Annotated in this window: 11 protein-coding genes; 1 reads left to right on the forward strand and 10 read right to left on the reverse strand. The window is 63.0% G+C overall.

What is annotated here, in order from left to right; all coding sequences use genetic code 11:
• Positions 1 to 189 precede the first annotated feature (189 nt).
• A complete protein-coding gene (locus J1G35_RS11365) occupies positions 190 to 2277 on the forward strand; it encodes a TonB-dependent receptor (protein WP_223015000.1) in 2088 nt (695 codons plus the stop codon).
• A 132-nt stretch (positions 2278 to 2409) separates the two neighbouring features.
• Here the strand turns inward: J1G35_RS11365 and J1G35_RS11370 are convergent, their stop codons facing one another.
• From J1G35_RS11370 to waaC, 10 genes are all read right to left on the reverse strand, one after another.
• Positions 2410 to 3336, reverse strand: a complete 927-nt coding sequence (locus J1G35_RS11370) for an ABC transporter permease (protein WP_053139282.1) — start codon at positions 3334 to 3336, stop codon at positions 2410 to 2412.
• Positions 3333 to 4319 (reverse strand): ABC transporter permease, encoded by a 987-nt coding sequence (locus J1G35_RS11375; protein WP_223015001.1) that lies wholly within the window; start codon positions 4317 to 4319, stop codon positions 3333 to 3335. The genes J1G35_RS11370 and J1G35_RS11375 overlap by 4 nt, the downstream gene beginning before the upstream one ends.
• Positions 4312 to 5835 (reverse strand): sugar ABC transporter ATP-binding protein, encoded by a 1524-nt coding sequence (locus J1G35_RS11380; protein ID WP_223015002.1) that lies wholly within the window; start codon positions 5833 to 5835, stop codon positions 4312 to 4314. The genes J1G35_RS11375 and J1G35_RS11380 overlap by 8 nt, the downstream gene beginning before the upstream one ends.
• Positions 5835 to 6821 carry a sugar ABC transporter substrate-binding protein gene (locus J1G35_RS11385; protein ID WP_223015003.1) on the reverse strand — a complete coding sequence of 329 codons (987 nt, stop codon included), beginning with the start codon at positions 6819 to 6821 and terminating at the stop codon, positions 5835 to 5837. The genes J1G35_RS11380 and J1G35_RS11385 overlap by 1 nt, the downstream gene beginning before the upstream one ends.
• Before the next feature lie 190 nt (positions 6822 to 7011).
• Positions 7012 to 8454 (reverse strand): lipopolysaccharide kinase InaA family protein, encoded by a 1443-nt coding sequence (locus tag J1G35_RS11390; protein WP_223015004.1) that lies wholly within the window; start codon positions 8452 to 8454, stop codon positions 7012 to 7014.
• Entirely contained in the window at positions 8454 to 9206 is a 753-nt protein-coding gene (locus J1G35_RS11395; RefSeq protein WP_223015005.1) for a lipopolysaccharide kinase InaA family protein, read from the reverse strand. Before J1G35_RS11395 ends, J1G35_RS11390 begins: the two co-directional genes overlap by 1 nt.
• A complete protein-coding gene (locus J1G35_RS11400) occupies positions 9203 to 9937 on the reverse strand; it encodes a lipopolysaccharide kinase InaA family protein (protein WP_223015006.1) in 735 nt (244 codons plus the stop codon). The genes J1G35_RS11395 and J1G35_RS11400 overlap by 4 nt, the downstream gene beginning before the upstream one ends.
• The gene (gene rfaP, locus J1G35_RS11405; RefSeq protein ID WP_053139265.1) at positions 9937 to 10743 is read right to left on the reverse strand and encodes a lipopolysaccharide core heptose(I) kinase RfaP; all 807 of its coding nucleotides are present in this window, start codon (positions 10741 to 10743) and stop codon (positions 9937 to 9939) included. The genes J1G35_RS11400 and rfaP overlap by 1 nt, the downstream gene beginning before the upstream one ends.
• Positions 10740 to 11864, reverse strand: coding sequence for a glycosyltransferase family 4 protein (locus tag J1G35_RS11410; protein WP_053139263.1), 1125 nt, complete (start codon positions 11862 to 11864; stop codon positions 10740 to 10742). The genes rfaP and J1G35_RS11410 overlap by 4 nt, the downstream gene beginning before the upstream one ends.
• The gene (gene waaC, locus J1G35_RS11415) at positions 11864 to 12925 is read right to left on the reverse strand and encodes a lipopolysaccharide heptosyltransferase I (protein ID WP_223015007.1); all 1062 of its coding nucleotides are present in this window, start codon (positions 12923 to 12925) and stop codon (positions 11864 to 11866) included. The genes J1G35_RS11410 and waaC overlap by 1 nt, the downstream gene beginning before the upstream one ends.
• Between the last annotated feature and the right edge of the window lies 1 nt (position 12926).

A 12926-nucleotide genomic window follows, 5' to 3' on the forward strand; every position in this document is an offset into this window, starting at 1 on the left:
CTAAAGGGCGGGATTATAGCTTAAAAGCAGTGGGAAGCTGTTAGCGGCGAGCGCCAAGGTGATGGGCGCAGGCAAGGGGAATGGGTCCGAAGTGCGGTCGGCGGCTTCTAAAGTGGCAGCCGGAGGATTCGTTAAACACTGGCAGAATCGCTAGACTCCGGCGTTTGCCACACCTGACCTGGTTACCTGATGAAGATCGCTGTCCCCGCTCAACTCAGCCTGATCGCCGGCATGCTCGGCCTGTGCAGCCCCGCACTGGGCGACAATTCGCCGCTGACCCTCGACCCCAGCGTCGTCACCGGCTCGCGCAGCGCCAGCCCGACATTCGACCTGCCGTACTCGGTGGACGGCATCAGCCGCGCGCAGATCAGCGACGGCCAATTGGGCATCAACGCCTCCGAAGCCCTGTCCCGCGTACCCGGCCTGGTGGTGCAGAACCGCCAGAACTATGCTCAGGACCTGCAGATTTCCTCCCGCGGCTTCGGCGCCCGCTCGGCGTTCGGTGTGCGTGGCATCAAGCTGATCGCCGACGGCATCCCCGCCAGCACCCCGGATGGCCAGGGCCAGGCCGCCACCTTCAACCTCGACACCGCCGAACGCATCGAAGTCCTGCGCGGCCCGGCCGCCACCCTGTATGGCAGCAATGCCGGCGGCGTGATCCAGATGTTTTCCCGCGATGGCGAAGGCCCGCCGCGCATCGGCGCCGAGACCCTGGTGGGCAGCGACGGCCTGAACAAGAACCACCTGAGCGCCGAAGGCGAGGCCAATGGCGCAGGCTTCGTACTGGATGCCTCGCGCATGGACACCAACGGCTACCGCGACCACAGCAGCGCCCGTCGCGACCAGACCTTCGCCAAGCTCAACTTCCAACCGGATGACGACAGCAAGCTGGCGCTGATCTACAGCAGCCTGGAGCAGAACGGCACCCAGGATCCATTAGGTCAGACCTGGGCGGCGTACAAGGCCGACCCGCGTTCGGTGAGCAGCAATGCGCTGACGTACAACACGCGCAAAAGTATCGATCACCAGCAATTGGGTCTGAATTATGAGCGGTATTTCGGCGATGCGACGCTGCAGGTGAACGGGTATACCGGGCGGCGGAGTGTGATTCAGTATCTGTCGATACCCAAAGGCACACCCGCCAACGAACGTGGCGGTGGCGTGGTGCAATTTGACCGCAAGTTCTACGGCGGCAGCGTACGCTGGATGCAGCCTGTCGAAAGCGCACCGGGCGACTTGATGATCATCACCGGGCTGGATTTCGACCAGAGCGAAGACAGCCGCCATGGCTATCAGAACTACAGCGGCAATACCCTTGGCGTAAAAGGCCAGCTACGCCGCGATGAAATCGACACGGCGCGCAGCCTTGACCCCTACATCCAGGCCAACTGGGCCCTCGACCGCTGGACCCTGCAGGCGGGCGTACGTCACAGCACCATGCAGATGGATGTCGATGATCAATTCCTGAGCAACGGCGACGCCAGCGGCAGCAAGACCTATCAGAAAAACACCCCATCGATGAGCGTGATGTATGCATTCACGCCCGAATTGCACGGCTACGTCAGCGCAGGCAAAGGCTTCGAAACCCCGACCCAGGCTGAATTGGCCTACGCGCCAGGCACTGTCGAGGGCTTCAATTTCGGCCTGAAACCGTCCGAAAGCACCCAATACGAAGTGGGCTTGAAGGCCCAGGTGCACGACACCCGGATCAACGCCGCTGTGTTCCAGATCACCACCGAGAATGAACTGGTGGTCGACCAGTCACTCGGCGGCCGCACCAGCTACCAAAACGCCGGCCGCACCCTGCGCCGGGGCTTCGAACTGGGCATCGAAAGCCAACTCAGCGAACAGTGGAGCACCAACCTCGCCTACACGCGCCTGCAAGCCACCTACGACAGCGACTTCGTCGGCGGCGCAAAACCCGTCGACAAAGGCAACTATCTCCCCGGCGTGCCGCAAACCACGCTGTTCGCCGAGCTGAACTGGAAACCCCGGGACTGGGTCAGCACCGCCATCGAAGGCATGTACCGCAGCAAGGTCTACGTCGAAGACACCAACAGCCAACACGCCGCACCGGGCTACAGCGTGTTCAACTGGCGCGCACGTTTTGAGCAGAAGGTCGAACACTGGACCTTCCACCAGACCCTGCGCCTGGATAACCTGCTGGATCGCCAGTACGTCGGGTCGGTGATCGTCGGCGACGGCAATGGCCGCTACTACGAAGCGGCACCCGGGCGCTCCTGGTATGCCGGGGCGGGTGCCGAGTATCAATTCTGAACGCACCACACATTAAATGTGGAAGGCCCCACTACCTCTTCGACGTAGCGCTGTCGCGCAGCAAACCGCCCCCTGTGGCGAGTGGGTTTGCCCCCCAAGCGTCGGATGGAGTCCAGCTTTCGGGGTGCAACACTAGACGCGCTCCAGCATCCGCCGACTGGCAAAACTGAAGCTCAGCACGATAAAGATCAGCACTCCAGTCGCCACCTGCTGCCAGTAGAAATTCCAGCCGATCAGCAGCAGCCCGTTGGCGATCACGTTGATAAACAACACGCCCAGCAGGGTCCCGGGAATATTTGCCCGGCCCTGTCGACTCAAGGTGGTACCGATAAACACCGCGCCAATCGCATTGAGCAAAAACGCGTTACCCGACAGCGGCACATAGGCGCTGACTGTGGCGCTGAGCAACACGCCCGCCACCCCACAGGCCAGGGCGGTAGCCAGGGCCACGACGGTGACGATGCGACGCACCGACAACCCCGAGTAATACGCCAACAGCGGCTGGGTGCCCTGGGCCAGCAACTCGCGGCCCAGGCGTCCGCGCGCCAAGGCCAGGCCGTAGAACAGCGCCAGCCCCAATACGATCAGCAGCGGTGTCAGCCCCGTGAGCTCAGGCTTCAAGCCTTGGCTGATATAGATCGGCTGGCCGCCGTCCGAGAGCAGTTGCTGGGCGCTGGTGCCGATGAACAAGGTGCCCAGGGTGGCCAGGAACGGACTGATCCGCAGCCCGGCAATCAGACCGGCATTGACCAGCCCCACCAGCAGCGCCGCCGACAGCGCGCCGGTGGCCGCCACCGCCCAGCCATGGCCGCCATTGAGCAGCACCACAAAGCTGAAACTGGCGAAGTCCAGCGCCGTACCCACCGACAGGTCGATACCACCGGCCGCCACCGCGTAGGTCATGCCGATAGCGACAATCGCCAGCAGCACGAAGTTGTTCAGCACCAGGCTTTGCAGGTTGCCTGCACTGAGGAAGCCCGGCGCTTGCAGCGCAAACACCACGACAATCAGCGTGAATACCAGTGGCAATGTCAGCGGCAATAATGCCCGTGCGTTCATGCCGTCGCCCCTCGGTTCAATGCACTGGACGCCGCGACGACCAGCAAGATCAACACGCCCTGCACACCATTGACCCAGAAGCTGGAGAGGTTAAGCAGTTGAAAGCCATTGATCAGAAAACCAATCAACAGCGCCGCCAGCAACGTCCCAGGAATGCTCGCCACCAACCGGCGGGAAAACACCACGCCGAGAAAGGCGATCGCCACCACCGACAGCAGCATATCGCCGGAACCGGTGGTGCTGCCGCTGAAGAACGCAGCCGAACACAGCGCAGCCACGGCGGCGCACAGGCCGGACAGTAAATAGCTCGACAGCACGTAGGCGGACACACCAATGCCCGCCGCTTCGGCCGCCTGGGGGTATTCGCCCACCGCATGCAGACGTAGCCCATAGGCCGAGTGCTGAATCAGCAGCGTCAGCGCGCCCGCCATCACCAGCAGCACCCAGGCCAGGGCCGGTACGCCCAACCAGGTGCCACCACTGAGCAGGTCCAGTAACGGCGAGTCCGTGGAGACCACCGTGTTTTCCGTCAGTACCAACTCCAGCCCGGCCAGTACATTCATGCTCGCCAGGGTCGCCAGTAACGGCGGCAAACGCAGCACCACCACGGCCAGCCCATTCAGCAAGCCGACCGCCAAACCGCAGCCCAGGGTCAGCAGCAACGTCAACCAGAGATCCAGGCCGGTATTATTGAGGCGGCTGAACACCGCCGCGCACAATCCCAGGTTGGCCGCCAGCGACAGGTCCAGTCCTCCAGCCACCACGTTAGAACCGCCGCCGATAATCACGCAGGTGAGCCCGAAGGCCAGCACGCCGAGAATCGCCGACTGGCTGAACACGTTGGCCAGATTGCCCACCGACAGAAAGTTCGGCGCAGCCACGGCAAACCCCAGCAGGATCGCCACAAACACCCCCACCGAACCACGGCGCAGCACCAGCACCCATAGCCGCTGGGATAACCCAGGCGCCGCCGCTTCAAGCATGTTCCACCTCTCGAGCGCTTAAAGCCGCCGCAACCACGGCCCCCGTCGCACAGGCCAGCAACTGATCGCTGTCCGCTTCCCCCGCACGGAACTCACCGGCGACCTCACCCCGATGCAGCACCAGGATTCGGTCACTGATCCCCAACAACTCCGGCAAATCCGAAGACAACACCAGCACCGCCGCGCCCTCTTTCACCAAGCGCCCGATCAAGCGGTAGATCTCCACCTTGGCCCCCACATCCACCCCCACGCAGGGCTCATCCAACAGGTACACCGCCGAGCGGCGGCTCAGCCATTTTCCCAGGGCGACCTTCTGCTGGTTGCCACCACTGAGCTGGCTGACGGCCGCTTGGGGCCCCGGCGCCTTGATTGCCAATTCGTCGATCAGCCGCAGGCTTTCCGCTTGCTCCTTGCGGCGGCTTAACAACCCCCAGCGACTGAAGCGCCCGAGCCCCGCCAGCGTCAGGTTTTCCAGTACCGAAAGCACTGGCGAAATTCCCTGGCTGCGCCGCTCTTCCGGCACCAGCGCAATGCCCTCGGCAATCGCCTGGCCCGGCGAACGCAGGCGCAGTAAACGCCCGTCCAGCTGCACACTGCCGCTGTCGGCGCGCTCGACACCGAAAAGTGTCTTGAACAACTCCTTGGCTCCCGAGCCGACCAGCCCGGTCAGGCCGACGATTTCTCCGCGCCGCACGTCCAGATCGATCTGCCGATAGCGCCGCGCCAGGCTCAACCCGCGTACCTGCAACAGCGGCGCTCCCAGTGCAACCTTGGCCTTGGGGTACATCTCCTGCACTTCGCGATTGACCATCAGTCGCGCAATCTCGGCGCTGGACGTATGCCGGGGCTGCACCACCGCCACGTCCCGGCCATTGCGCAGCACCGTGACCTCATCGCAGAGGCTGTCGATTTCCTGCAGGTAATGGGAGATGTACAAGATGGATAAACCCTGGTCGCGCAGGCGCTTGACGATGCGCAGCAACTGGTCGACCTCGCGCTTGACCAACGCCACGCTGGGTTCGTCGAACACCAGGATCTTCGGCTGGCGAATCAACGCACGGGTGATTTGCAGCACTTGGCGCTCGGCACTGCTCAGCTCACTCACCAGCGCGCCGGCGGGCAATCGCAGATCAAAATATTCCGCCAGCAAGCGCTCGGCTTCACGTTGCTGCCGGCGTCGATCCACAAAGGGCCCGCGCCGTAATTCATGCCCGAAAAACAGCGCCTCGCCCACGGTAAAACTGGCGGGCAACAGACGCTCCTGATGGATGAACTGCACACCCAGCGCGTCCACCTGGCGCGGTGACAAAGCGCCGTACGACTGGCCGTCGATGCTCACCTGCCCCGCGTCCGCTTTGTGGATACCGGCCAGGATCTTGATCAAGGTCGACTTGCCCGCACCGTTCTCCCCGACCAGGCCGTGGATGCTGCCGCGTTCGACTTTAAGGCTTGCGTCATCCAGCGCCAGGGTGGCGCCAAAGCGTTTATGCAGGTGTTGCAGGTGCAATGCCGGCATCAGTCACCCCGCAGTTGCTGAACCTGCCCCAGGTTGCCGGCAGTGGTCAGCAGGGTGGTCACATGGGTTTCCTTGGGCAGGTCTCGTTGCCCGGCCAGGTAGCGCGCCACATTCTGCACAGCGGTCTTGCCGATCAACGCCGGTTGCTGCGCCACGACCGCCCCCACCGGCGAATTCGCCTGGCCGAGCAGCGCCAGCACTTCCGGCGTACCGTCGACGCCGTAAGTCTTGATCTCGGTGCGCTTGGCATCGATCAGCGCCTTGCTCGCGCCCAACTGCGGAATATCCCACGCCGACCAGATCGCCGAGACGCTGCCCGCCGGGTATTTGTTGAGCAGCGCCGACACTTGGGAATAAGCATCCTGCACGGTGTTGGGGATCACGTCGCGAAGCTCCGGCTGGATGATTTCCAGCTGCGGGTAATCCTTGAGCGCCAGCTTCAACTGGTCATAACGGATGGCACACACCGGCACGCCGTAGAAACCGTTGAACACCAGGATCTTGCCTTTGCCGCCGGCGTCCTTGATCAATTGATCGGCCAACGCCTTGCCGGTGGCGACGTTGTCGGAGGTGGTGTTGTTGAGGCTGTACTGGGACGGTGCATCGATGGTGAAGAGCGGGATGCCAGCCTTGCTGATGCGCTTGAGCCAGGGATCGATCACGCTGAGGGTGCCCAGGGTCTGGATCACGGCGTCGGGTTTCTGGGTGACCACGGTTTGCAGCTGGGTCACCAAGTTCTTGTCATTACGCCCGGCATCGAGGGTGATCGGCGTGCCGCCCAGGCGCTTGATCTCATCGACCTGAGCCTGGAACGCCTTGATATCGAAATAGTGACTGGTGCCGGTCATGCTCACTGCAATGCGCTTGCCGGCCAGGGACGGCACGGCCTCATCGCCCTCGGCGGCCTGGACACTGACGACATGGCCCAGCAACAGCACGGCGCCAAGGCAGATCAAACGGGAAAGCGAGGAAAGGCTGGAAGGCATACAGGGCTCCGCTGCGACCGGTGAAAGGGTTCACCAAGAGGCATTGCAGAGCCCGTGCCAGGATTTTTATCACATCAAATCAAGGGGATAACGTTTTCGGGTTAAGGCGGGCTGTCGTTCTGGGTCAACAACTGTCTGATAACTGTTGCTCAGGCAACAGCTGTTGATCGTTCCCCCTGCATGACAACGATCAGGTCGGTTGCTTCGGCAGCCGCTGATCAATCATCTGATACAACGCACTCGTCTCAGGCCAGTTCCGCATAAACCGCGCACGGTCCCTGGCATACGCCGGGGCGAAGCTGGCGGCAGAGCTGTGTTGGCGCATCGCGTCGAGGTCGATCAGCGACCAGCGATCCTTATCCCAGAACAGGTTATGACCCTTGAAGTCGCCATGGCTGATGCGCTCGCGAATCAGCTCGGCGAACAACTGATCCAGCGCCAGCAGTTCGTTTTCCGGCGCGTCACCGTGTTCGATATAGGGCGCGAAACGCTCGATGATGTCCGGGCCCGGCAGGTACTCGGTGACCAGGTACGCGCGGCTGCGCAGCCAGAAAAAACGCTTTTCCAAAACGGCCAGCGGCTTGGGTGTGGCGATGCCAAGGAAGGCCAGGCGATTGCCTTCGCGCCAGGAATGCCAGGCGCGGCTCGGGCGCCAGAAGCGCTTGAGCCAATGGGCGAAGCCCTTGATGTTGTAGCGTTTGATCACCAGCGGACGGCCGGCCACTTCGACCTTGGCCACGCTGGCTGCACCACCGGTCTTGTACAGGTGGCCCTGGTCGAGCAACGCATCCGCCTGTTCCAGCACCGGCAGCATCGCGGGTTCTTCATCGCGACGAATCGCGCGCAGGGCAAACGCGCCACGCACCACGCTGAACAGCGTGCAGTCGCGGCCCACCTTGTTCAACAAGTCCTTCAAACGCCAGGCACTGACCTTACGCACCTGTTTTTCCAGGGCTTCGAGGGGCAAGGCGTGCTCGCCGTTGCTCAGCAGGTAGTACACCAGTAACTCTTCGGTAAACGGCGCAAGATTTTTCGGCAATTGGGCGAAAAACACCCCGAGGTTTTCCAGCACGCGGTTACGCGACAGTGGCTTGCCCGCCTCCTCCACGCGAATGCCTGCACCGTCGATCAAGTACAGCTTGCCGTCCTGGCGCAGCAGGTTGTCCAGGTGCAGGTCTTCCTGCCACAGGCCCTTGGTATGCATCTGCCCGATCGCGCCCAGCGCCTCGGCCAGCACCGCGGTTTGCTCGTCGGCCAGGGGCGGCAGCGCTCCGACGGCGTGCCAGGCATCGGCCAGGCTCTCGGCGCCTTCGATAAACTCGAACAGCAGCCAGCCGCCCTCGCCTTCCTGCAAGCCATCGGCAAGCAACAACGGGGTGGTCAGGCCTTGCTCGGCCAGCAGGCGTACGCCGCAGAGTTCACGTTGGAAATGCCGCGCGGCCTTGCCGCCCACCAATAATTTGGCCAGCACCGGACGCCCGCGCCATACCGCCACGCCCACGTAACGCTCACCCGGCAACACCCGCAACAGGCTCAGCAGTTGCAGTTGGCCAGGGCCGGCGGCATCCGCCAGGTCGATGGTGAGGGGCAGGCGCGGTGCGCGGCCGGCATTTTTCAACTCGGACAAACGCATCAGCGGTTCTCCTTATGGCTGCGCCGCTTTGTCAGGCGTTGCAGCCAGGTGGCGACCAGTGCGCTGTCTTCAGGCTGATCGAGGTAAGCCGCCAGCAGTTGACGCACCTGTGCGTCCGACCACTGCGGCGCACGGCGCAATAACGGCTCCAGGTCCTTGACCCGGTCCCGCCAGCCGAACAGCAGCGGACGGGTTTTCTCCAGGTCGATCAACTGCGCGGCGTAGCCGTCACCGGTGGCCTGCAGGAAAATATGCTTGGGGTAAAAACAGCCATGCACCTGGCCAACGCTGTGCAGCCGGCGCGCCAGCAGGCCGCAGGCCAACAGGATCGCAGAGTGCTGGGCGTCGCTCAGTTGCGTCCATTGTTCCAGCAACGAATCCAGGTCGTTCCAGCCATCCAGCGCGCGGGTCAGCAGCATCGCGCGGTGTTCACCGGCGACTTTGCGCTCGCCGTAGAACGCCGCCTGCAACGCCGGGATCCCGAGCGTGCGGTAACGGCTGATGTTGCGGAACTCGCGGGAGAAACTGGGCTCGCCCAACGGCCGGTGCAAGCTGCGCGTAAGGTAGTTGCTCTGGCGCTTGAGGTAATAACCGTGGCCGTCGAGCTCCAGGCGAAACACGCTGCTCCAGCCGCCACGGCTGGTGTTGGGCTCGTCCACCGCGTCCAGTTGCTTGGCCCACAGGGCGTCGAAGGTCGCAAGGCCGTGGCGCTCCAGCAGGGCGCGATCTTCAGCCGCCAGGAAATCACTCATTCACGTCCCTCGAAAAACTTCACTACGTGGCGAATCCGCCGTTTGTCCGACTCACTCAGGTGTCGACACTGACGGTACTGCATGTAGAAGCGCAGGCGCTGGGTGGCCGACAAGTGATACTTGGCTACCTTGTCCAGGCAGGCCAGGTCCTTGGTAATGCGGTACTTGAGCCAGAAACCGCGCCAGAAATCGCCGTTGGGGCAATCGATCAGGTACAGGGTGGCCTGGTCGTCGATCAGCAGGTTGCGCCACTTCAAGTCGTTATGGGTAAAGCGATGATCGTGCATGGTGCGTGTGTATTCGGCGAGCTGGCGGCTGACCGCGCTGACCCACTTGGGATCGCGCAGGCGCGCATCTTTACGTTCAGCCAGTACCGAGAGGTCTTCGGTCCTCGGCAACTCGCGAGTGATCATCGCGCCACGATCGTAGGCCAGGCCGCTGCGCTCCAGGCCCCAGGCGACCACGTCGGCAGTGGGAATGCCCCATTTGGCGAAACGCTTGAGATTCTGCCATTCGGACTTGACCCGCGGCTTGCCCAGGTAACGCCGCAGGCCCTTGCCGGCGCCGGTGTAGCGCTTGACGTAATAGTTGACCCCGCCACGCTCCACCCGGATTACTTCCGACAGTGGATCGCGCGTCAGCCGCTCGCCTTGTAGGGCAAACACCGCTTCGAGGCTTCCAAAATCATCCGCCAGGGCGGCGTAGGCAGGTTCCAGGTTCCAACCCGCCATCAGATCGCATCCCCGTAACGTTGCTTACGCGCATACAGCTTGTCGGCTTTGCGCTGCATCAGGCTCAGGGACGCCGATTGCTCGCCCAGGATCTGGCGCAGCGGCTGGCGGAAGTAGCCCTTGAGGAAGCGAAATGTATCGCGACGGGTCAGGCCGATGTCCAGCGCCGAGTAGTACAGCGCGGAGAGGTCCTTGTCGCGCCAGCGCAGGGGCAAATGGGCACGCATTTGCGCCCGGTGCAGGTCGATCACCGAGAGCTTGATGTTGCGTGGGTCGATCGGTTTGGACGTGTCCAGCAGGAAGTGGCACAGGTAGCAGTCGCGGTGATTCACGCCGCCACGGTGCATGTCGCCAACCATGCGCGCCAACTCGGCCGTGAGCGCATGGCGCAACGCGGGCGCGGGCGGCTCGGCGACCCAGTTGACGCTCAGATCTTCAAGGCTGATGGTCGGCGCCAACTCTTCGGTGATGATGAACGAGTGCTGGTCCGCCGGGTTGCTGCCTTTTTCGCCGAAGGCCACGCCGGTCATGGTCGGCACACCGAGTTCCTGCAAGCGGTGAATGGCATCCCATTCCAGGCCGGCGCCGAGCACCGGCAGCTTGGCGGTGATCAGGTTCTTGAAGATTTCCGCCCAGCCGATGCCGCGGTGGATTTTGACGAAATACGGGCGGCCATCCACCTCGGTGCGCAGCGTGCGTCGCGCCGCCAGTTCACGGAATACCTGGCCTTGCAGTTGCTCGACTTCGGCAAAGGCATCACGCCCGGCCCATAACGTCTTGAACGGTTCGGCAAGAATCAATTTCATCGTTTTGGCTCCGCCAGAATCACATCCGCAGCGTGCTGCGGCATGCTGTAGAGGTCGGCCGTCTCGGCGAAGGCCAACCCATTGCGGCCCCAGGCCGCGCGCTGTGCAGAATCGGTCAACATCTGCGTCAGGTACTGGTTCAACTGAGCCTGTTCAAACGGCTCGTCCAGCACCAGGCCGCTGTCGGCTTCGGCGATGTAATGGGCATAACCACACACGGCCGAGACCAGCACCGGCAACCCGGCCACCAGGGCTTCGAGCAACACGGTGCCGGTGTTTTCGTTGTATGCCGGGTGGATCAACAGGTCGGCGCCCAGCAGGAAACGCGGGATATCGCTGCGCCCCTTGAGGAACTGCACGTTATCGCCCAGCCCGAGGGTGGCGCTTTGCAGTTGGAATACCTTGGGGTCGTCCTGGCCGATTACAAACAGCCGCGTGCGTTTTTTCAGCTCAGCCGGCAATGCGGCCAGCGCTTTCAGGCTGCGGTCGACGCCCTTGGTCTTGAAGCCGGAACCGATTTGCACCAACAGCAGGTCGTCATCGCCCAGGTTGAATTCCTTGCGGAAACCCTCACGAATCTCGGCCGCATTCGGCGGTGCGCGGCGGTCCTGGGCAATGCCCGGTGGCAGCAGGTGAAAGCGCTCCAGCGGCGTGTCGTAATGCTTGATGAACAGCGGCTGCTGCACTTCGGAAATCATCAAGACTTCGGTCTTGGCGTCCTTGGCAAACACCGCGCGCTCGTACTCGGCAAAGTGGCGATAGCGGCCAAAACTGCGGTACAGCGAATGGCGCAGGTTTTGTGCCTTGTCTTCAAAGCAGCCGTCGGCGGCGTAGTACACGTCGAGGCCGGGCATCTTGTTGAAGCCGATCAGGCGGTCCACCGGGCGTTTGGCCAGGTCCGCCTCCATCCAGGCGCTGAGCTTCTCGTTGCGCCGATGGTTGAAGAACGCCTTGACCGGCGCCACCAGCACTTCGAAACCGGGCGGAATGTCACCTTCCCAGATCAGCGTGTAGACACGAATCTGATGGCCGCGCTGCTGGCACTCCAGGGCGATGCGCATGAAGTCGCGCTGCAGGCCGCCGAAGGGGAAATATTTGTACAGAACAAAAGCCAGTTGCATCAGTGCAGCTCCTCAGCCAATAACAACGTGCTCAGCCGGGTTGCCACACGCTCAGGGTTCAGGCGCGTGAAACACAGGGGCGACTCGCGCTTGATGTCGAACCGACGCAGGTCGTCGGCCGTCGGTTGATAAGTACATTGTTTTTGCAGGCACGGCGCACAGGCAAAGTCGCTGGCCAGGTGAATCTGGCCCTTGCCGTAGGCGCCGGTCAGGCCGGGGTTGGTGGGGCCGAACAGGGAAATGGTCGGCACATCCAGCGCTGCCGCCAAATGCCCGAGCCCCGTGTCCACCGCCACACAGGCGCGGGCGCCGGCCAATACACGGGCCACACCGGCCAGGTTCAGCTTGGGCAGCACTTCGGCGTTGTTCAGGCCTTGGGCCAGGCGTTCAGCCCGGGCCTTTTCGGCAGCGTTGCCCCAGGGCAACTTCACGTCCACCCCCAGGCGGCCCATGCGTTCGGCCAACTCGCGCCAATAGGCTTCGGGCCAATGCTTGGTGTCCCAGGTGGTGCCGTGCAGCAGCAGGACGAAGGGCTTTTTCGGCGGCAGGCCGAGCAGTTTTTCGGTGCTCAGGCCGTAGTCGCCCAAGCCTTTGGGTAAGTCATAGCCGAGGGCCACGGCGAACAGTTGGCGTAAACGCTCCACCGCATGCTGCCCACGGGCCACGGCCAGGCGCCGCGAGTAAAAGCGCGCGGCAATCGGCTCACGGGCCGAGTGTTGGTCGAATCCGGCCACCGGAGCACGCACGTAGCGGGTCAGCCAGGCGCTTTTGAACAGGCCCTGGGCATCGATCACCAGGTCGTATTTGGTCGACTGGACTTGCTGCTTGAAGCGCCGCCACTCGCCGCTCTTGACGGTTTGCCAGAGGTTCTTGCGCCAGCGGCGGATCGCCACCGGGATTACCTTGTCGACGGCCGGGTGCCAGGTGGGGATTTCGGCGAAGCCCTCTTCCACCACCCAGTCAAAGCGAATGCCGGGGATCGCCCGGGCCGCGTCGGTCAGTGCCGGCAAGGCGTGGATGACGTCGCCCAGGGATGAGGTCTTGATTACCAGTACCCGCAAC

It is taken from the genome of Pseudomonas sp. SH10-3B, from assembly GCF_019891415.1.
GTDB lineage: Bacteria > Pseudomonadota > Gammaproteobacteria > Pseudomonadales > Pseudomonadaceae > Aquipseudomonas.